Here is an 18,670-nt window from a genome sequence, read left to right as displayed (position 1 = left end):
AAATTGGCTCAGTTAACTTACAAGTCAGACAACTGATTCGACAGATCGCGATCGTCGTCATCGGACTCAATTTCATCGGCCAGCGCGTCGAGATCCACATCGGCAAAGTCATCGTCGTCCGAGTCCGATCCACCTAACGCATCTAAATCGATATCGCTCAAATCATCCTCGTCCGAGTCCGATCCACCTAACGCATCTAAATCGATATCACTCAAATCATCCTCGTCCGAGTCCGATTCGCCTAATGCATCTAAGTCCATATCGCCGAAATCGTCGTCGCCAGACTCGGACATTCCAAACGGATTTTCATCAAATCCAGCTTCTTCAGACTCGGACTCGCCGAATCCTTCGAGATCCATATCTCCGAAGCCTTCTTCTTCAGAAGTTTCGCTTTCTTCGAGACCGCCGAGATCCATATCCCCGAAGCCTTCTTCTTCAGACTCGGACTCGCCTAGTCCTTCGAGATCCATATCTCCGAAGCCTTCTTCTTCAGAAGTTTCGCTTTCTTCGAGACCGCCGAGGTCCATATCCCCGAAGCCTTCTTCTTCAGACTCGGACTCGCCTAGTCCTTCGAGGTCCATATCCCCAAAGGCTTCTTCTTCAGAAGTTTCGCTTTCTTCGAGACCGCCGAGGTCCATATCCCCGAAGCCTTCTTCTTCGGAAGTTTCACTTTCTTCGAGACCGCCGAGGTCCATATCCCCGAAGCCTTCTTCTTCGGAAGTTTCACTTTCTTCGAGACCGCCGAGGTCCATATCCCCAAAGCCTTCGTCTTCGGAAGTTTCACTTTCTTCGAGACCTTCGAGGTCTACATCGCCGAAGACATCTTCTTGTTCGGAAGTTTCTTCAACACCGATCGCGACAACTTCTTCGATCTCGTCGATGTCCTCTTCCTCTAAACCTTCGAGATCCGTGGATTCCTCTTCAAAGGAGGCGACTTCCGATTCGCCAAACCCTTCGATCGCCTCTTCCTCGAACTCTTCATCGCTGGCGACGTCACCAAATACCGCAGTGGCAACGGCAACCGCCGTATCGGTTTCGCCTTCTTCTCCCTCATCCTCCGTCGGCCAACTGTCCTCGGCAATCTCTGGCATTTCTGCCTCGATGCTCGGCGGAGGGCTGACCGATTCGGTCGGTGGTTCTGGGGTTCTGCCGCTAGCGAGATCGGGGTCGAAGTTCAATCCCAATACTTCAATCAGCTTGTCCGCTTCGGGATTGAGTTGCGAGAAAGGATACATCAACTGCGCTAGCTTGGGTTCCAGGACGTTCATGACTCCCAAGATGAAGTAGGAAGGAGGTCGCCGACCCCCATCTGGGGTCTTCACTGCTGCCGATTTTAAGTGCAGCATCAACCAGTCGCGGTTGTCTTGGAAATACTGCACCCACTTTTGCTTGAGGGCGGCAGTAAAGTCTTCAAAAAAAGCCATAATCTCTATTTCCCAGGGTTGCTGAAATCAATGACGATCGAGCGTTTTTAGTGTTTTAAGACGCACACTCTTGTCCTGCATCATAACTGCTTTCTCAGCAACCCTCCGATCCTGGAATTAAATTGAGGTGAATCGATTACACCATCATCAGATCTTCTTCTTCAGCGACGGGCGCGGGGGCTTTGGCGGGATTGAGATAGAAGTCGGACAACAAGCTGAACAGGTCGCGATCGGGAGATTCGCTCGGAACCACGCCCTCGGGTTGCGCCAGGATTTGATCGGCAATGTTGAGGTAGTAGTCGCACACGGGTTTGAGTGAGGGATCGCTGTCCGCCATCTCGAATAAGGTTTTGCCTTTGACCCGGGAAATGCGGATGTCTTCGATCAGGGGCAAAATCTCTAACACGGGCATCGGGACGGTTTCGACGTATTTATCGATCAGGTCGCGTTTCGAGGTGCGATTGCCGATCAGTCCGGCGAGACGTAAGGGATGAGTCCGAGCTTTTTCGCGGACGGAGGCGGCGATTCGATTGGCGGCGAACAGGGCGTCAAAGCCGTTGTCGGTGACAATCATGCAGTAGTCGGCGTAGTTGAGGGGCGCCGCAAAGCCGCCACAGACGACGTCGCCGAGAACGTCGAAGAGGATGACGTCGTATTCGTCAAAGGCGTTGAGTTCTTTGAGCAGTTTTACGGTTTCGCCGACGACGTAGCCGCCACATCCCGCACCCGCCGGGGGTCCACCGGCTTCGACACAATCGACTCCGGCATAGCCTTTGTAGATGACGTCTTCGGGCCAGACGTCTTCGTAGTGAAAGTCTTTTTCTTGCAGGGTGTCGATGATCGTAGGAATCAGATATCCGGTGAGGGTGAAGGTGCTGTCGTGTTTGGGGTCGCAACCAATTTGCAAGACTTTTTTGCCGCGTTTGGCCAGGGCCACTGAAATATTGCAACTGGTGGTGGATTTGCCGATGCCGCCTTTTCCGTAAACTGCGAGTTTCACTACTCTGGTTCTCCTTAATGCTTGCTTTTGAAAATTGCGATCGCTGTCGAATCAAGTTTGAATCGCCTTGAATCCCTTCCTGGGAAAGGGGGCTGTTTTTCTCGTTGAGTGCATTATTGTCCGATTTTTTGTTTCAGGTAAAGGGCTTCTGATTTTGTTTGAGGGCTTTAGAAGTTCTTGCAAAGAATTAATAGAATCATAAAGGTATAAATCACTCGTTTATCCATTTTTAAATATATTTTTAGGTTTAAAAAATATTTTTATTAGCTTTTTTTATAAAAAGAGTTACAATATAAAAAGTACGATCGCCCCGAAGGATCCGAGCCGTTGGTTTTGGCCGAGGAGGCGACGAGGGAGCGGGGTTTGAGGGGGATTGTCGAGAACCCCACGGCAATAAGGCGCGATCGCCCGGGTCGATCGACAGTTTTGTTAAGAATGATCAATTTTCGAGAAACTGAAGGCCGATCGCCCGATTTAGAGGGGTTTCTAGGTATTTTGACCGAGGCGATCGCTCGGAGAGAGCCACTCAAATTTTGAGAAACCACCGCCGTCGGTACATCAAATAGAGGACGACCCACCAAAACAGAACCATAGTCATGGCGATCGCCAGCGATCCGTTTAACTCCCCGGCCCAAGGAACGAAAAGATGTTCGTACATCCAGGTATAGAGACTCGGGGCGTCCTCGCCGGAACCGACGCGAGCGAGGAGCAAAATCCGGGCGAGGAATGCGGAGGCAACAAATAGAAAAATCGAGTTTAAGCCCATCACTTCAAAGGGAAACGCCCACCGCCGTCGGCGCCGCACTTCGATAAGTTCGTAACAACAGGCGAGTAGCAGTAACGACCATCCCGCCGCGTAGAGGACAAACGAACTCGTCCATAACTGCTTGTTAATGGGGAAGAAGACGCCCCACAAACGACCGACCACGAGGGCGCATAAAGCGGCGATCGCCAGTTGCAGACTGGTTTGACTCGTCATTGGCTGCTGGCGCAACCAATCCCCGGTGAAATAACCGAAAATCAGCGTAATCGTGGCGGGTAAGGTACTCAACAGCCCTTCCGGGTCGAAATTCCCTTTCCCTAAGAGATGGGAAGGAGTGAGCAAGAGGCGATCGAGATAGGCGACGAGGGTCCCTTCTCCCTTGGGGGAGAGATCTCCGGGGCCGTAACCGGGAACGGGAATCCAGGTGAGGGCCGCCCAATAGCCGAGGAGGATCGCCGCGCAAAAAATGACCAGTTGGCGACGGTTGAGGCGGAGAATGGCGATCGCGCCGATCCCGTAAGCGAGGGCAATACGCTGCAAAACGCCCATAATTCGCAGGGTACTCAAATCGATCGCCTCGCCGTGATGTAGCGCTTGCACGACAATGACAAAGATGTTGGGGAGCAGACCGAGGACAAACAGGATCGGGACGCGACGGGCAATTTTCCAGTAGACCGACGGATCGATCGCCTCGCGATCGCCAAACTTGGCAAAAGAAAAGGCGATCGCCACCCCGGCGATAAAGATAAATGCAGGAAAAACCAGATCGGTCGGGGTGAAGCCATGCCATTCGGCGTGACGCAAAGGGGGATAAACGTGCTGCCAACTACCGGGATTATTGACGAGAATCATACTGGCGATCGCGAGACCGCGAAAAACGTCGAGAGAGGTTAGGCGCATAGTTGGAGAATAGAAGAACTCGGGAGTCAGAAGGTCGTAGCGTACAGTACGCGAGTGCTTCTCTCCCTGCTGTCAATCTAAAATCTAAAATCTAAAATCCAAACATCCCAAATCCCGATTGAATTTTTCTACAATAGATGAGTTTTTCGATACCGCCCTTCGCCATGACCCGCCCGTTAGAAACTATCCTCGATCGCGCCTCGAACGGAGAGCCGATCTCTCCAGAAGACGGCGTCATCTTACTGCAACAAACCGAACCGGAGGCGATCGCCCAGATTCGCCACAGTGCCGATCGCCTGCGCCAACGACAAGCGGGAGAGACCGTCACTTATATTATCAATCGCAATATCAATTTCACCAATATTTGCGAACAACACTGTAACTTTTGTGCCTTTCGGCGAGATGCGGATAGCGAGGGTGCTTTTTGGCTCGATTTCGAGCAAATTTTAGAAAAAGCGACGGACGCGGCGCGGCGAGGGGCGACAGAAATCTGTATGCAAGGGGGGTTAAATCCCCAAGCGAAAATCGACGGCAAATCCTTGCCCTATTATGTGGAACTGGTTCGCACGATTAAAACCGAGTTGCCGAGATTGCACCTGCACGCCTTTTCGCCGCAAGAAATCGAATTTATTGCCCGAGAAGACGATATTTCCTACGATCGCGCGATCGCCGTCTTGCGCGAAGCCGGGGTCGATTCGATGCCGGGAACGGCGGCGGAAGTGCTAGACGATCGCGTGCGACGGGTGATTTGCCCGGAAAAACTCGACAGTCAAACGTGGCTCGAAATCGTCGAAACGGCCCATCGGTTGGGAATGCCAACCACCAGCACGATGTTGTGCGGTCATATCGAAACGGCGTCAGAGCAAATGGCCCATCTCGATCGCCTGCGATCGTTGCAACAGCGCGCGATTGCCCGTTCGTCTGCCGCCCGCATCAGCGAATTTATTTTACTGCCGTTTGTCGGCGCCCAGGCTCCCAACAGCCTCAGACGGCGGGTGGGACGGGAGCAACCGAGTTTGAGCGCGACTCTATTGCTGACGGCGGTTTCGCGTCTTTTCCTCGGCGAGGCGATCGCCAACCACCAACCCAGTTGGGTCAAACTCGGACTGGACGGGGCGACCGAAGCCCTCCACTGGGGATGTAACGATCTCGGTGGGACGTTAATGGAAGAACACATTACCACGATGGCCGGAGCCCGGGGTGGCACCTGCATGGAACCGGAACGCCTGCAAGGGGCGATCGCCGCGATCGGTCGCCCGTTTGCCCAACGCGATACCCTCTATCGGCGGTTATCCGAACCCGTGGTTTGTTAGGCGAAGGGCGCATCGTTCTCCCTCGGCGACAATGACGCTTGAAAAAGCGGCAACGGGCGATCGCAACAACCGATCCTCGCACGGTTTAATCGAAATCGAAGTTTGCAAATTGGAGTCAACGGTGATGGATGGGAAATGGAAACACGCGATTGCCTTTACCGGACTCGTCCCCTTATTGGCTGCCGGAGTCGGAGACGCCGAGCCCTTACGACAACCGAGCTTGAGCGAAATTATCGCCGCCTGTCGCGACGGCCAAACGGCGAGTTTGCCGTTGCCCTATACTGACGTTCCCGCCAATCACTGGAGCCGTCCGGCACTGAGTGAGATTTATTATTGCGGCGCCGATCGCCTCGACCCCGAACGGGGGGTGTTAACGAGATTGCTCTCGACCCCGGACACGATCGCGATCGAGGGGAGAGAAATTAGGCTCGATGTCTTTCTCTGGCGCGATTTCATGCCGATGGCAGATACCAAGTTGCAAGGAACCTTAACATTGCGGACCTTACACGGCGATCGCCTCCCGGATAATGTGGAGATCGATCGGGTCTGGTTGGTCAACGGCGATCGCGTTTGGGAAACTCAGCCGACCGGAGAAGAGAGAAACAATCCGCCAGAGTTGAACGAGGCGATCGTCCGTCGCGGTCCGACCTGGGAGGTCGGTTCGTCGGTGGAAACGGTAGTCCAATTGCGCGATCGTGTCACCGGACAAACTTATTTACTCAAAGGCGCGAATGCAGTAATTGAAGCGACCTACTAAAATCTTGTGGGGTGGGCAACATCAGCGCCCATCGATCGCCGATCCAAACCATTTCTTCCCCCACTCCCCATTCCTTCACTCTAAACTCTAAAAACTCTAAACTTTTGCCTCCCCTGAAACTTTATCCGGAGCGATCGCGCCCTCGAACGAATGGAGCATAGCTAGAGAAGTCAGATCCCCGTATTGATGGCTCAAATACGGGAAAGGGTCTGTTTCCATCGACCCCGATCTATTGTCGAGTTAGCGCTATCAGATGCTCAAGCAAATTTTTCAAGCACTCCCCCTCACGATCGCGTCGATTGGTCTGGCTAGTCCGATCTGGGCGCTCCCGAGTCCCAATGCAAACGGCAATTACATGCCTGCAAGGGAATATCACAGCACTTGGCGTGTCGTCGATCCCGACCCTGCCGGATTGAACTGTCGCACCCATCCGATCGGACATCCGAGAGGAGATCGAATTTTAGCGCGATTGCCTGCGGGAACGCGCGTCGAAGCCGTCGGGCGCGATCGCGATACCCGGGAAATTGCCCTGCAAAATGGCAATCCTTGGTTAAATGTGAGACTGAACGACGGCACCCGGTGCTGGGTTCGCGCCCATCGCAAGTACGTCCAGGCGATCGCCGGAGTGTCCGAAGTCGATGTCGCCAATAGCGACCCCGAGGAGAATTATTGGAACGCTCGCCTTCACCAGTTCTGGCGCGTCATCGATCCCGATCCGGAGGGGTTGAACTGTCGTCGCGCTCCCGGCGTCGATTTTTCCGTGGTGGGTAAGTTATATAAAAATCAGACCATTTCTCCCAGTTCGGCCTATTCCGAACCGATTCAAATCGACCCCCAACGACAACCGTGGATGGCGGTTCAAGTTCAGGGGAAAAACTGTTTTATTCGCGCTCATTCATTCTTTATCGAACCCGTTCCCTAGGCCGTTCGATCCGTTGAGAAAAACCTTGGCCTCCCCACTCGTGCGGGCGGGCTTTTTTTTGGAGTGAGAGGAGTTTTTAGTCCGGGCGATCGCCGTAGGTTTGACCGCCGTTTGAAGCCCATACACGCAGAGAAAACCGGAGACATTAACGAACTCATTCCTCGATCGCCAGTTGTGTCGCTTGAAAAAACATGTTTCACTCGTTTCCAATCGATTTATTTTGAGGCGATCGTCGTTGCCGATCGTCACAATATCGGTAAAATTAGACCAAAAATTGCGAGATATCTTCGCCACATTCATCGGCTAAATAACACAACGAACGGAAGCGCAAACCGACAAACTGCTCGTAAAAAGGATTGAGCTTACACAAGGGCGGAATGTGCAACAAACGACGACCTAAGAGGGTAATATCGCGCTCAAACGGACATTGCGCCGGAATCAACTGACATAAAACACGAGCCAATTTCGGATTATCGATTTTGAGATTGTCGAGAAATTCTTGAGCTTTTTGGAAGAGAGCGGGTTGTTGGTTCATCGGTTGAATGGTTTGCACGATCTTTAGTCTCCTTACAACGAACTTTTGTTTGCTTTAATCTCAATTTAACAAGCACGACCGTATAGATCAAGGTTTTACTAATAGAAAAACTTAATATCGATTATTAAAACTTATATATTTCGGGAGCGGGGCGCCTTCCCCAACCGATCCTTCCAAGGAACCCCGGTCGAGGCGCCTGGTGGGGGTCGTCGCTCAAAAGCGTCCCTTCCGGTTGCATTTCTGGCACATCCCGGTGACGATCGCCCGATGCAAAGGCTAGGCTAACGTCAGTATGCGCTATGCACGAGCGATTCCCCCAACAGCTATGACACCAGAACTGGCCATCGATACGCGCGGATTGACGAAACAATTCGACCGTCAAATCGCGGTCAACGACGTAGATTTACAAGTCGCTTGCGGCGAAGTCTACGGATTGATCGGACCCAACGGCGCCGGAAAAACGACCTTAATCCGGATGTTGGCAACCGCAGAAGAACCGACTAAAGGTGAAATCTATATCAATGGCGAACACCTGCGCCGCGACAGTGACAATCCCACTCTCAAACGCCATCTGGGTTACTTACCCGACGACTTCCCTTTATATGACGATTTAACCGTTTGGGACTATCTCGATTACTTTGCACGCCTGTACTACTTGCGCCAACCGCGACGCCGCCAACGACTTTATGAAGTGTTGGAATTGGTGCAATTGGGGAACAAACGCAACAGTTTGATTTCTACCCTGTCCCGGGGGATGAAACAGCGTTTGAGTTTGGCACGCACGATTATTCACGAACCGATTTTATTGTTACTCGACGAACCCGTTTCCGGTTTAGATCCGATCGCGCGGATGCAGTTTCGCGAGATTATTAAAGTCTTGCGCGAAGCAGGCATGACGATTTTAATTTCTTCCCATGTCTTGAGCGATTTGGCCGAACTGTGTACCTCCGTCGGCATTATGGAATTGGGATATTTGGTGGAAAGTGCCTCGCTCAAAGAACTTTACAAACGCTTGAGCCGTCAGCAAATTATCATCCGCAGTTTGGGTAAGCTAGAGGCATTAGAAAGCGAATTGAAAAATTGTTCTCACGTGGAAAGCTGGGAACTTGACAAACAAGGCGACAGCTTGCGGGTTCATTTTTCGGGAACTCCGGAAGACAGTGCCGAGTTGTTACGATCGCTCGTCGCTGTAGGAATTCCACTCGCGGAGTTTCATTGTACGCAAGAAGATCTCGAAACCATTTTCCTCAAACTCGGTCACCAGCAAGCCTCTTGATCGCCGTTTGGGAACGGGTCTCGTTAACTGATTCAAGATTGAAAATAGAGTCGCTTTGTGGTACGGATCTGGAGACTTAACCCATGTTTGCTAATGTATTAGATCGTTTGGGAAATTGGAATCCCCAACTGTTTCGCGAATTAAAAGGACGACTGAATCGGCGCTATGTCTACAGCACGATCGCCATTTCTGCAATCCTCCAATTTTTGATTGTTGCCGTGAATAGCGACTACGAGTGTGTCAGCCGTTTCGATGTCGGCGCCTCCGGCTGTCGCGAGGGATATTGGAGCATCGAATGGACGACGATCGTGCAGGCGATCGCCTGGATCTTTCCGATCGCCTTAATCAGTATTGGCGTTTACCAGTTAGTGGCCGATTTCACGAAAGAAGAAAGCCGGGGAACGCTCAATTTTATTCGCCTGTCGCCGCGCTCTTCCCAAACCATTTTAAATGGCAAACTTTTGGGCGTTCCCAGTCTAATTTATTTCGGAACGTTATTGGCATTTCCCCTGTTTTTTGTGGCGGCGATCGGGGGCGGAGTTCCGTTAACTTGGGTAGGGGGCTTTACCATGTTAATGGGGGCGGGATGCTATTTAATTTACACCAGTGCTTTGCTCAATACGTTGTTAGCTCAAACGCCTTATTTGGCGATCGCGTCGAGTTTTTTGGGGTTGTGGCTCGGCTCGTTTTATATTAACGCGATTTTGTCGTTTTTTGATTTTCGTAAACTGACTTACCGCCAACTGGACTGGCAGTGGTTTAGCTTCGACCTCGGCCATCGGCCTTTACTCGCTTTTCTCTGGGCGATCGTGACCGTCGGCGTCGCCAATTATTGGGTTTGGCAGGCACTCAATCGCCGTTTTCGCAATCCCCACGGCACTTTATTAAGTAAAAAACAAAGCTATGGTTTGGTCGGGAGTTTTCAAGTCTGGTTGTTGGGCTTGACTTGGCCTGCTCTCGCAGAAATGGGGGCGAATTGGATCCCCGATTTATTGGGATTTATGGCAGTCGTTTCGACGATTAATTTAGTGCTATTTTTAGCCGTAATTGCCGGGATTTCTCCGGGTCGTCAAGCTCTATTCGATTGGGCGCGCTACGTCAAAGACACGGGCGGTTCGTTGGATGGGGGCGATCGCCCGGTGTCGAAATGGCACGAGTTAGTCTGGGGCGAAAAAAGTCCGGCGCTGGTGGCGATCGCCCTTAATTTAGCTATATTTGCAGCGATTTGGAGCGTAGCGGTTTCGATGTCCGGAGTGGAAGTCACCGCCAAATTACAGGCGATCGCCGGATTGGGAACCAGCGTCGTTCTCATCTGGATTTACGCCGCGATCGCCCAAATTGCCTTACTGATTAAAAGTTCTAAAGCAGGTCACTGGGCGCTAGGAACCGTCGCCACGGCGATCTTGTTACCGCCGACCTTGTTGGGATTGCTGTTCGGTTCGGTCGCCACTCAACCCCATACCTTATGGATGGCTTCCGTATTCGGCAGTTATTGGCTGATTTTACAAGAAGCCTCGATCGCGAGCATCGTCTCCGGATTCGTCGCCCAACTGGCGATCGCCTTGAGCTTGCACTTCACCCTCTCCCGTCAACTCAATCGAGCCGGAGTCTCCGAATCCAAACCCTTATTAACGGGGAAATAAGCGCCACACCGTAGGACGCGATCGCCCTAACCCAGAGGAAACCCGCTCATGTACGATACCCTACTCGATCGCCTCGGCGACCTCAATCCCCAACTCCTGCGCGAACTGAAAGGACGTCTGCAACGGCGCCATCTCATTGCAGTCGGCGTCCTTTCCGGTTTCGTGCAGCTCGTCCTCTCCAGCTCCTTAGATTGGCTCGACCTCTTCCAAACCCTGTGTTGGATTGAAGCTCTATCTTTATTCATTTTGGGGTCTTACCTGCTCAATAAAGATATGGCGGTCGAAGAAGAGCGCGGGACCTTAACTTTTCTTCGCATGAGTCCTCAATCGAGCCGTTGTTTTTATTGGGGAAAACTCCTCGGCGTGCCGATTTTGCTCTACTGGGCGATCGCCCTGGCGCTTCCCTTGCAAGCCGTTTCGGTGCTGGTGGCGGGCATTCCTCTGACTTGGTGGTTGAGTATTGACCTCCTGTTGGCTCTAGGATGCGGCTTTTTCTATACTCTGGCACTTTTAATGCCTTTAAATGCCAAAAATCCGACGAATGCAATTGGCACCGTCGCCCTTTCAGCATTTTTAGGCGTTTTGTACGCAGCCCTTATTATGACTGCGTTTGATTGGTTAGAGCTGCGCTATTTCGGTAGCTCCCTGGAATGGTTCGGATTACCGGTCGGAAACAACCCTTATTTGGCTTTGTTGGCGACAAGCCTTCATTTAGGATTACTCAATCGCGGTGTGGGCTGGGTCTTCGATCGCCGCTTTCGCAATAGCGCCCCGCAATTCCACTGGACTCAACGTCGCGCCTGCTGGGTACAAGCCGCCTTTCAAATTTGGCTTCTCGGGTTGGGGTGGTCCGACCTCAAAGCGTCAACCCTGTCACCATCCGAGTTCGCCGATACGTTGATGGGACTCGGTTTTATCACCTGTTGCGCGATTTTATTTTTCTCGAACGTCTCTATCGGACACCCTGCCAACTCAGTCAAACCGCGACTGGAGTCCCCCTGGTGGCGGTCCCCCTGGTGGCGGTCCCCCTGGTGGCGGTCGGTATGGATTCAACTGGGGATTGCGGGGATCGTCTGGTTGCCGTGGTTAGTTCTCTATCCACTTGCTCCCCCGCTTAAACTTCAAGCCCTCGCGGGAATTTTTGTTTACGTTAATGTCTTGTTGACAGTCCTGGTGTGCTATTGGCTTAGTGTTTTCCTCTCTAAAGCCCCGTTACGAGGACTCGGGGCGATCGCGATCGTCGCTTTGCTGCTCTCAATCCCGACCCTGTTTTTCTCCTCGGTTTTCCAGTTGTCTTTATGGAATATGGCGACATGGGATCTGCCGACTTTTAACGGCGCGATCGCCATCTTCGTCGGTCAACTGCTGCAATTTAGCCTCACCCTTGTCGCCTGTTGCCAACTGCCAAAGTTTGTCCAATTCAATGAGATCGCTCCGTCCTCCTTGAATCGCAAACCAGGTGACTGAGCGCGATCGTCATTTCAGTTCAACCTCAAACGATTGACCCTTATGAATCCCGCTGTCATCGATCGCCTCGGCGACCTCAATCCCCAACTCCTGCGCGAACTGAAAGGACGCCTGCAACGGCGCCATCTCATTGCAGTCGGCGTCCTTTCCGGTTTCGTGCAGCTCGTCCTCTATCGATTTAACGATTGGCTGAGCCTCGTCCAAAGTCTCTATTGGCTCGAAGCGATCGCCCTGTTTATCTTAGGGTCTTACCTGATCCATCAAGATATTGCTAAAGAAGAAAGTCGCGGCACCCTCTACTTCCTGCGCTTGAGTCCCCAATCGAGCCGTTGTTTTTATTGGGGAAAACTCCTCGGCGTGCCGATTCTACTCTATTGGGCAATCGCCCTGGCCGTGCCCTTGCAACTACTCGCCCAGATCAAAGCCGGGATACCGCTTATCTGGTTGCTCAGTATCGCCTGGATCTTCGCCCTCGGATGCGGCTTTCTTTATACCATGGCGCTATTAATGCCCTTAAATGCCAAAACTCCGACGAATCCCCTAGGCACCCTTACCCTGTCCGGATTTGTCGGTATTTTATACGCCTTCTTCATTTTTAGGGCGTTTGATTGGCCGGAGTTAACCTATGGGGGCTATCCACAAACTTGGTTTAACTTACCCGTCGGTAGCAATCCTTATTTAGGGTTCCTGACCGTCACCCTTCATGTCGGGTTATTGGCTCGCGGGTTGGGATGGGTATTCGATCGCCGCTTTCGCAATAGCAGACCGCAACTGCACTTGAGTCAAGGCCAGGTTATCGCCGTTCAAACCATCTTCCAACTGTGGTTTCTCGGTTGGAACTGGCACGCTCTCAACGGGATCGATGTTTCTCAAACCGAGTTCGCCGATAGTATCGCGCAAGTCGGTTTTATGGCGGCTTGCCTGATTCTCGGTTTAGCCACCTTGTCCGTAAGTTCCTGGTCTTCGTCAAGGTTATCTTGGTGGCAATTGGTTCGGAAACAATCAGCGATTGTGGCGATCGTCTGGTTGCCGTGGTTTGCGCTCTACCCGATCGCCGCGATCCTCAAACTCCAATCTTTATTGGCCCTTCTCTCCAACATCAATCTTGTCTTATCCGCTCTGGTGTTTTATTGGATAACCGCATGTTTTTCTAAAAAGTTTTTAAAAGCATTGACCGTGTGTGCGACGACGATCGCACTCCTTTCAATCCCCACCTTACTGTTTCAGGGGTGGTTACAGTTGCCCTTATGGGAAACAAGCACGGCTCAGATGCTTAGTTTCAACACCACGATCGCCGTTGCGATCGGTCAACTCTTGCAAACGAGCCTTACTGTAGCAGTTATCTTCAAGTTAACCCAGTGGGTCAAACCCCGGGCGATCGCTCCATCCTCCTTGAATCCCAAACAAGGCGACTGAGCGCGATCGTCATTTCCGTTCATCCTCAAACGATTTACCCTTATGAATCCCTCTGTCATCGATCGCCTCGGCGAATGGAATCCCCAACTGTTTCGGGAACTTAAAGGACGCCTAAAACCGCGCAATGTCTCCCTCGTGGCGATCGTCGTCCTCGGCTTCGAGTTCCTGACCTGGTTATTTTTCAGCGCTCAATTACCCACTCCCGATACCGAATACAGTCGCTACTGTATCGGCGAGGGAGAATTGTGTACTATTGATTGGCTTAAATGGTGGTTCGATCTCGAACAAAGCCTCTATTGGGCCGTCGGTCTGACCCTCGTCGTCGGTATCGCCTACGTGACCATCTCCGACTTGGCCCGAGAAGAACGACGCGGGACGTTGAATTTCTTGCGTCTGAGTCCCCAATCGAGTCTGAGTATTTTAAGCGGCAAACTCCTCGGCGTTCCGATTTTAATTTATCTCGGCGCTTTACTCGCACTTCCCTTTCACTTTCACGCCGCCAGTTCTGCCGGAATGGGAATCGGCGCCATCCTCAGTTTTTACCTGCTGTTAGCAGGGGTTGTTTTGTTGACCTTCACCGTCTCCGCCGTCTTCGCGTTAATGGGAGGCAGCCAAGGGTGGATTGGTTCCGGCTTGTCTTTCGGCTTCATGTGGATTCTCTTGCACTGCGATCGCGATTTAATTAATCCCGGCTATGCCTATATCGATGACTTCTACAATTTATCGATTTCCGAGAATCTCTTCCTATTTCGAGGCTTCATCTTAGCCAATTGCGCCCTGTGGAGTTTTTGGGGATGGCAAGCTTTACGCCGCCGTTTCCACAATCCCAGCGCTACAATTTTTAGCAAGAAACAGAGTTATTTATTAACGGTCTGTTTTGAATTGCTGTTGTTAGGTTTCTCCGTTCAGTTACTGAGTCCGGAATGGAAATATCATTATCACCTTCCCGAGCATTTCTATTTAATTGGCTTTTTGAATATGGCGTGGTGTTTGGCCTCGATCGCCGCCCTCTCTCCTCACCGTCAAACCCTCCAAGATTGGGCGCGCTACCGCTACGAAAACAAAGGAGTTCGTCGCGAAAAAGGCCAGTCTAACTTTAAATTCCGCCGTTCTTCTTTCGATGAATTAATCCACGGAGAAAAAAGCCCGGCTCCGATCGCGATCGTCATCAATTTAGCCATTGCCAGCCTGATCTTTCTCCCGTGGCTGATGTCATGGCCGGAAGCAGTAGCAGAAGAAAAAATGATTGCGCTTTGGTCGAGTTTGTTCGGGATCGGCTTCCTCGTTATCTGCGCGATCGTCGCCCAACTGCTATTACTGATGAAACACCAAAAACGCGCTTTTTGGGCAATGGGAACCGTCGGCGCCCTGCTCGTGTTACCCGTCGTCGTTTTAGGGATTCTCGACACCGCAAATATTAGCTATCCCCTCGGCTTTTTATTCTCGATCCTCCCCTTTATCGGTGTAGAAAAAGCCAGTCAAATGACCCTATTTTTGGGGTTTTTAGGACATCTGAGCATCATCGCCGGATTGACCTGGAAGTTCCGCAAACAATTGCGCCTTGCAGGGGAATCCAATACCAAAACTCTGCTCACCCCCCGTTAAATCTGTCACGCGATTTTGTTAAAAAAGCGATCGTCTTGAGGTAGAGCATTCCTCGATAGGCGATCGCTTTTATCGTATTGCACGGGTAGGTTAAAACCCTGAAATTTATCAAAAACGAGCAGTCGCTATAAATATTCTCGTCTGAATCCACCGATCTAATACCGTTTTTACAAAATAATGAGAGAGATCGAGAGTTTGGAAAAATGGTATACAGCATTTCTCAGTCTGCTGAGGTATGGCAGAATCTCTTGATTTCGGGATTGGGTTGAGTTTGATGTACCTCACTGGCTTAAAAAACACTATAGATCCCCCTAAATCCCCCTTAACAAGGGGGACTTTCCTCGATCCCCCCGCAATCACCCCTTCGCCCCCCTTTCAAAGGGGGGTTGGGGGGGGGGATCGGCACTGTACCTCATCAGACGCCCGAGTGCTGTAACCTTTCATTCTCTTGGAAATACCGTATCCATCAACCGACCTCGGATGTTACTCACGGTCGAATCAAGTTTAAATTCTATACGGTTCCCGTTTAAATTGAGTATATAAACGTTTATTTTAAAAAATGAGACGATTAGATAACTTTAATTTTTGACTCCTAGATTGACAAAAACTATTTCGATCTTTGTATCTAATTTAATCCCAAATTTATATTCCGATCGAGATGTCAAAACTTATCAAAAACTTTAAAGAAATTAGCAAAAAAAATCGATAGAATTTTTTTGATGTAAAATAGTTGAGATCGCATCTTCAACTCTTCGATCGCACAGGGCATCGAAACCGATCGGGAAGCTCGGGCTACAGGGTTAAATCTACTCGCGATTCCGTTGGATTGAAGCGCAAGCGCTTCGCAAGTTGCAAGCCAATGGATAAGCGACAAAGCCGCGACAATCGATACATTAAAAACCAATCGCTAAAATGAAACTATTATCTATATTAGGTAAGCACTGGAAAGAAAGCTATCTGTTTATTCTGTTAGCTTTGGGTATCTGTACGGTTTTCATCAAAGTTGTTTTATTTCTGTACTACTACCACAATATCCCGATGGGGCATTTATCGAGAGATTTATCGGTAATTGCCAAGCTGCCCGCTCATGCTGGACTTTTATCCCAAATCGGTATATTTTTTTGGTCTGGGGCGAGTGGAATTTGTTTGCTGAGTTATAAAGTTGTCTCCAATTTCACCGGAAGCGATCGCGTCAAACAGTTTTTTCTGATTTCAGCCATTTTCACACTCATGCTCGGAATCGACGATGCTTTTTTATTACACGAAGACATGTTTCCGGCAATTGGCATCCCAGAAAAATTCGTTTTATTAAGTTATGTCCTCTTTCTGTGCTTCTATCTCGTCAAATTTATCCGAGTTATTCTGCAAACTGAATATCTGTTACTCGTGACTCCCCTGTTTTTCTTCGGACTCTCGATTTTCATCGATCTTCTCAGTAGACTCAGACCGGACTTTTTTGGAATTCACGACGATATCCGACTGTTGCTTGAAGATGGCACGAAACTTGTGGGAATTGTAAGCTGGTTTATTTATTTTCTGCACTGTGGCGAACATTTAATTGTTCGTCATTTGAGAAAATACAATTTTTAAAGAATAGTTCAACTATTGCCATTCTTTTAACTCCCCATCCTGCGCCTGGAGTGGGCGGTATTTTCAAGCGACTATTGGCTGAGTTGAACGCGATCGCCGCTCCTCCCTTCTAACAAATAAGTCCTCATCCGTCCCTTGCCTTTGATATCGATCGTTCCTCGTTCTTTCAAAAGATAATCCCGATTTTTTAAGCATTCATAGGTTGCCTCAGACAAATGAATACAACCGGGAATCCCGTGTGATTCCATCCGGCTCGCAATATTGACCGTATCCCCCCACAGGTCATAAATAAACTTTTTAATACCGATCACCCCAGCAATGACAGGTCCGGTATGAATACCAATTCGCATACTCAAAGACGTATCCATTTTTTGATTAAATTTGGCAATTTCTGCCTGCATATCTAAGGCCATTTCCGCGATCGCCTCTGCATGGTCTTCGCGAGGAACGGGTAAGCCACTGACGACCATATAACAATCGCCAATTGTTTTAATTTTTTCCAATCCATGTTTACCGACCAGGCGATCGAAACGCGAAAAAATTTCATTGAGTAAACGCACTAATTCCGCCGCCGGAATTTCCGAGGAGAGTTTGGTAAAGCCGACAATATCCGCAAATAAAACCGTCACTTCCGCAAAGCTATCGGCGATCGTATTTTCTTGTAATTTGAGGCGATCGGCGATCGGTTCCGGTAAGATATTGAGCAAAAGATTTTCAGCTTTTTGTTGTTCGATTTTAACTTGTTCCGTGGACGATTCGATCGCTCCCAACATCGAGTTAATGGCACTTGCTAAACTCGATAGTTCGTCTTTTCCGGGAATCGAAACTCGACGGGACAGATCGTTATCTATTCCTATCGTTTCTACGTCTTTACTCAGATGCGTCAAGCGAGCGAGAATGATTCTTTCTAAAAGCAATAAGGTTAAAATACCAAAGCCTATTCCTAAAATGAATAAAGTAATAATTAAAGTATTGAGTGTGGTTTGTCCCTGCTTGGAAATATCCCGAGGAATATTAACTTGTAATAATAACGCCGGAGTGCCGTAAATATCGTTAAAGACCGTATAGCCTGCCATAATATCTGGATTGAGCGCTTCCACGGAAATCGGCACTTCGCGATCGCTAGAGCTTAATTTTAGTGCAATTTGAGTGGGATCGATCGCATGTTTCGGCAGCAAACCGATCGCCTCGCCGCGATCTAGACGGTAAGCCGTAATATCTAAATGAGTCAGTTCCGCCAGATGTTGGATTTCTACCGCATCTAAATTGCGTCCGAGAACCAAGGTTCCGCGACTTGGACCGCCGCCATCGCTCGTTAAAATCGGTCCGGAGGCGATCGCCATCGGTCCCCTTTCTAGCATCACAATCCCTTGAATTGCCTCTTCATAACTTTCAACTAAAGACTGATTATCTTGTAAATATTTGGCAATATCTGCACTCAAAGGCAGAATTTTCTTCTCGTCGAGATCGAACGCCGTTCCGTAAACTAATTCCCCACTTTTATTCAGAAAAACTAGCGCATTTGCCCCAATAGAAAGTAAATTAGTTTCGCCTAAATTTCGCGTCACATAATCTCTATTTTTCGTTTCAATAAAACTATATGTCTCATCCCAAACCCCCCATTGAAAATTCAAGTTCTTGAATTCGTCGAGATAATTTGAAAACGCATCTCTTACCCGTTGTACGTTCTGCTTAGCTTCGCGTTCTTCTAATTTGGTAAAACCATCGAGCAGAATTGTCCGGGAAGTGTAATACAACACGCCAACCAGACTCCCCAAAGTAATGGAGATCGCGAGTAGGGTATTCCTTCGCAAAGTCATAAGCAGCAGGAGCCAGAGCTAAATCGACATTGGGATTATCACATTTTTTGGGTCTCCTTGCTTGCTAACGCCGACCCGTCAACCGTCCGCTACCCTCTCGACGTGGGATGACAATTTTAAGCCTTAAGGTTAAATTGAGGTTAATTGGAGTTTAAGCGATATAACCTGACGGCAGCGTGCATCATCTCTCCATTCCTGACTTGCCAGTAGACTAGTAATCTCGGCGATGGCAAACCTTT

General features: G+C 49.9%; 14 protein-coding genes. 9 read left to right on the top strand and 5 right to left on the bottom strand.

Annotated features, from left to right (window positions below):
- Positions 1-17 precede the first annotated feature (17 nt).
- The 3 genes from HCG48_RS14370 to HCG48_RS14360 all read right to left on the bottom strand — a co-directional run bounded on the left by HCG48_RS14370 (position 18) and on the right by HCG48_RS14360 (position 4,087).
- Positions 18-1,424, bottom strand: coding sequence for a DUF5331 domain-containing protein (locus tag HCG48_RS14370; protein WP_168569776.1), 1,407 nt, complete (start codon positions 1,422-1,424; stop codon positions 18-20).
- A 136-nt stretch (positions 1,425-1,560) separates the two neighbouring features.
- Positions 1,561-2,424: a ferredoxin:protochlorophyllide reductase (ATP-dependent) iron-sulfur ATP-binding protein gene (bchL, locus tag HCG48_RS14365; RefSeq protein WP_168569775.1), complete on the bottom strand. Its 864-nt coding sequence runs from the start codon at positions 2,422-2,424 to the stop codon at positions 1,561-1,563.
- A 526-nt stretch (positions 2,425-2,950) separates the two neighbouring features.
- The gene (locus HCG48_RS14360) at positions 2,951-4,087 is read right to left on the bottom strand and encodes an acyltransferase family protein (RefSeq protein ID WP_168569774.1); all 1,137 of its coding nucleotides are present in this window, start codon (positions 4,085-4,087) and stop codon (positions 2,951-2,953) included.
- Between the two features lie 137 nt (positions 4,088-4,224).
- Here HCG48_RS14360 and cofH point away from each other — a divergent pair, with 137 nt between their 5' ends.
- From cofH to HCG48_RS14345, 3 genes are all read left to right on the top strand, one after another.
- A complete protein-coding gene (cofH, locus tag HCG48_RS14355) occupies positions 4,225-5,400 on the top strand; it encodes a 7,8-didemethyl-8-hydroxy-5-deazariboflavin synthase subunit CofH (RefSeq protein ID WP_246259562.1) in 1,176 nt (391 codons plus the stop codon).
- Between the two features lie 31 nt (positions 5,401-5,431).
- Entirely contained in the window at positions 5,432-6,157 is a 726-nt protein-coding gene (locus tag HCG48_RS14350) for a hypothetical protein (protein WP_168569773.1), read from the top strand.
- 253 nt (positions 6,158-6,410) lie between these two features.
- Positions 6,411-7,079: an SH3 domain-containing protein gene (locus tag HCG48_RS14345; RefSeq protein WP_168569772.1), complete on the top strand. Its 669-nt coding sequence runs from the start codon at positions 6,411-6,413 to the stop codon at positions 7,077-7,079.
- A gap of 262 nt (positions 7,080-7,341) precedes the next feature.
- Here the strand turns inward: HCG48_RS14345 and HCG48_RS14340 are convergent, their stop codons facing one another.
- Positions 7,342-7,632 carry a Mo-dependent nitrogenase C-terminal domain-containing protein gene (locus tag HCG48_RS14340; RefSeq protein WP_370583701.1) on the bottom strand — a complete coding sequence of 97 codons (291 nt, stop codon included), beginning with the start codon at positions 7,630-7,632 and terminating at the stop codon, positions 7,342-7,344.
- Between the two features lie 307 nt (positions 7,633-7,939).
- Here HCG48_RS14340 and HCG48_RS14335 point away from each other — a divergent pair, with 307 nt between their 5' ends.
- From HCG48_RS14335 to HCG48_RS14310, 6 genes are all read left to right on the top strand, one after another.
- Positions 7,940-8,890 (top strand): ABC transporter ATP-binding protein, encoded by a 951-nt coding sequence (locus tag HCG48_RS14335; RefSeq protein WP_168569771.1) that lies wholly within the window; start codon positions 7,940-7,942, stop codon positions 8,888-8,890.
- Positions 8,891-8,973: 83 nt separating this feature from the next.
- A complete protein-coding gene (locus HCG48_RS14330; protein WP_168569770.1) occupies positions 8,974-10,533 on the top strand; it encodes a hypothetical protein in 1,560 nt (519 codons plus the stop codon).
- Between the two features lie 48 nt (positions 10,534-10,581).
- A complete protein-coding gene (locus HCG48_RS14325) occupies positions 10,582-12,000 on the top strand; it encodes a hypothetical protein (RefSeq protein ID WP_168569769.1) in 1,419 nt (472 codons plus the stop codon).
- A gap of 42 nt (positions 12,001-12,042) precedes the next feature.
- A complete protein-coding gene (locus tag HCG48_RS14320; RefSeq protein WP_168569768.1) occupies positions 12,043-13,416 on the top strand; it encodes a hypothetical protein in 1,374 nt (457 codons plus the stop codon).
- Positions 13,417-13,458: 42 nt separating this feature from the next.
- Positions 13,459-15,021, top strand: a complete 1,563-nt coding sequence (locus HCG48_RS14315) for an ABC transporter permease family protein (protein WP_168569767.1) — start codon at positions 13,459-13,461, stop codon at positions 15,019-15,021.
- A 912-nt stretch (positions 15,022-15,933) separates the two neighbouring features.
- Complete coding sequence (locus HCG48_RS14310) at positions 15,934-16,611, top strand: DUF8692 domain-containing protein (RefSeq protein WP_210437036.1); 678 nt, start codon at positions 15,934-15,936, stop codon at positions 16,609-16,611.
- Between the two features lie 71 nt (positions 16,612-16,682).
- Here HCG48_RS14310 and HCG48_RS14305 read toward each other — a convergent pair whose 3' ends face one another.
- Complete coding sequence (locus HCG48_RS14305; protein WP_168569766.1) at positions 16,683-18,431, bottom strand: adenylate/guanylate cyclase domain-containing protein; 1,749 nt, start codon at positions 18,429-18,431, stop codon at positions 16,683-16,685.
- Between the last annotated feature and the right edge of the window lie 239 nt (positions 18,432-18,670).

The sequence above is a fragment of the Oxynema aestuarii AP17 genome (assembly GCF_012295525.1).
Taxonomy (GTDB): Bacteria; Cyanobacteriota; Cyanobacteriia; order Cyanobacteriales; family Laspinemataceae; genus Oxynema; species Oxynema aestuarii.
The sequence above is the reverse complement of the archived record's forward strand: the minus strand, read 5'-3'. Positions and strand labels throughout refer to the sequence as shown.

Bases quoted from the DNA above. Each gene is read 5' to 3' on its own strand.
- HCG48_RS14345 (WP_168569772.1), top strand. From the start codon at position 6,411: ATGCTCAAGCAAATTTTTCAAGCACTCCCCCTCACGATCGCGTCGATT.
- HCG48_RS14370 (WP_168569776.1), bottom strand. From the start codon at position 1,424: ATGGCTTTTTTTGAAGACTTTACTGCCGCCCTCAAGCAAAAGTGGGTG.
- HCG48_RS14325 (WP_168569769.1), top strand. From the start codon at position 10,582: ATGTACGATACCCTACTCGATCGCCTCGGCGACCTCAATCCCCAACTC.
- HCG48_RS14330 (WP_168569770.1), top strand. From the start codon at position 8,974: ATGTTTGCTAATGTATTAGATCGTTTGGGAAATTGGAATCCCCAACTG.
- HCG48_RS14315 (WP_168569767.1), top strand. From the start codon at position 13,459: ATGAATCCCTCTGTCATCGATCGCCTCGGCGAATGGAATCCCCAACTG.
- HCG48_RS14335 (WP_168569771.1), top strand. From the start codon at position 7,940: ATGACACCAGAACTGGCCATCGATACGCGCGGATTGACGAAACAATTC.
- cofH (WP_246259562.1), top strand. From the start codon at position 4,225: ATGAGTTTTTCGATACCGCCCTTCGCCATGACCCGCCCGTTAGAAACT.
- HCG48_RS14310 (WP_210437036.1), top strand. From the start codon at position 15,934: ATGAAACTATTATCTATATTAGGTAAGCACTGGAAAGAAAGCTATCTG.
- HCG48_RS14320 (WP_168569768.1), top strand. From the start codon at position 12,043: ATGAATCCCGCTGTCATCGATCGCCTCGGCGACCTCAATCCCCAACTC.
- HCG48_RS14350 (WP_168569773.1), top strand. From the start codon at position 5,432: ATGACGCTTGAAAAAGCGGCAACGGGCGATCGCAACAACCGATCCTCG.
- HCG48_RS14360 (WP_168569774.1), bottom strand. From the start codon at position 4,087: ATGCGCCTAACCTCTCTCGACGTTTTTCGCGGTCTCGCGATCGCCAGT.
- HCG48_RS14305 (WP_168569766.1), bottom strand. From the start codon at position 18,431: ATGACTTTGCGAAGGAATACCCTACTCGCGATCTCCATTACTTTGGGG.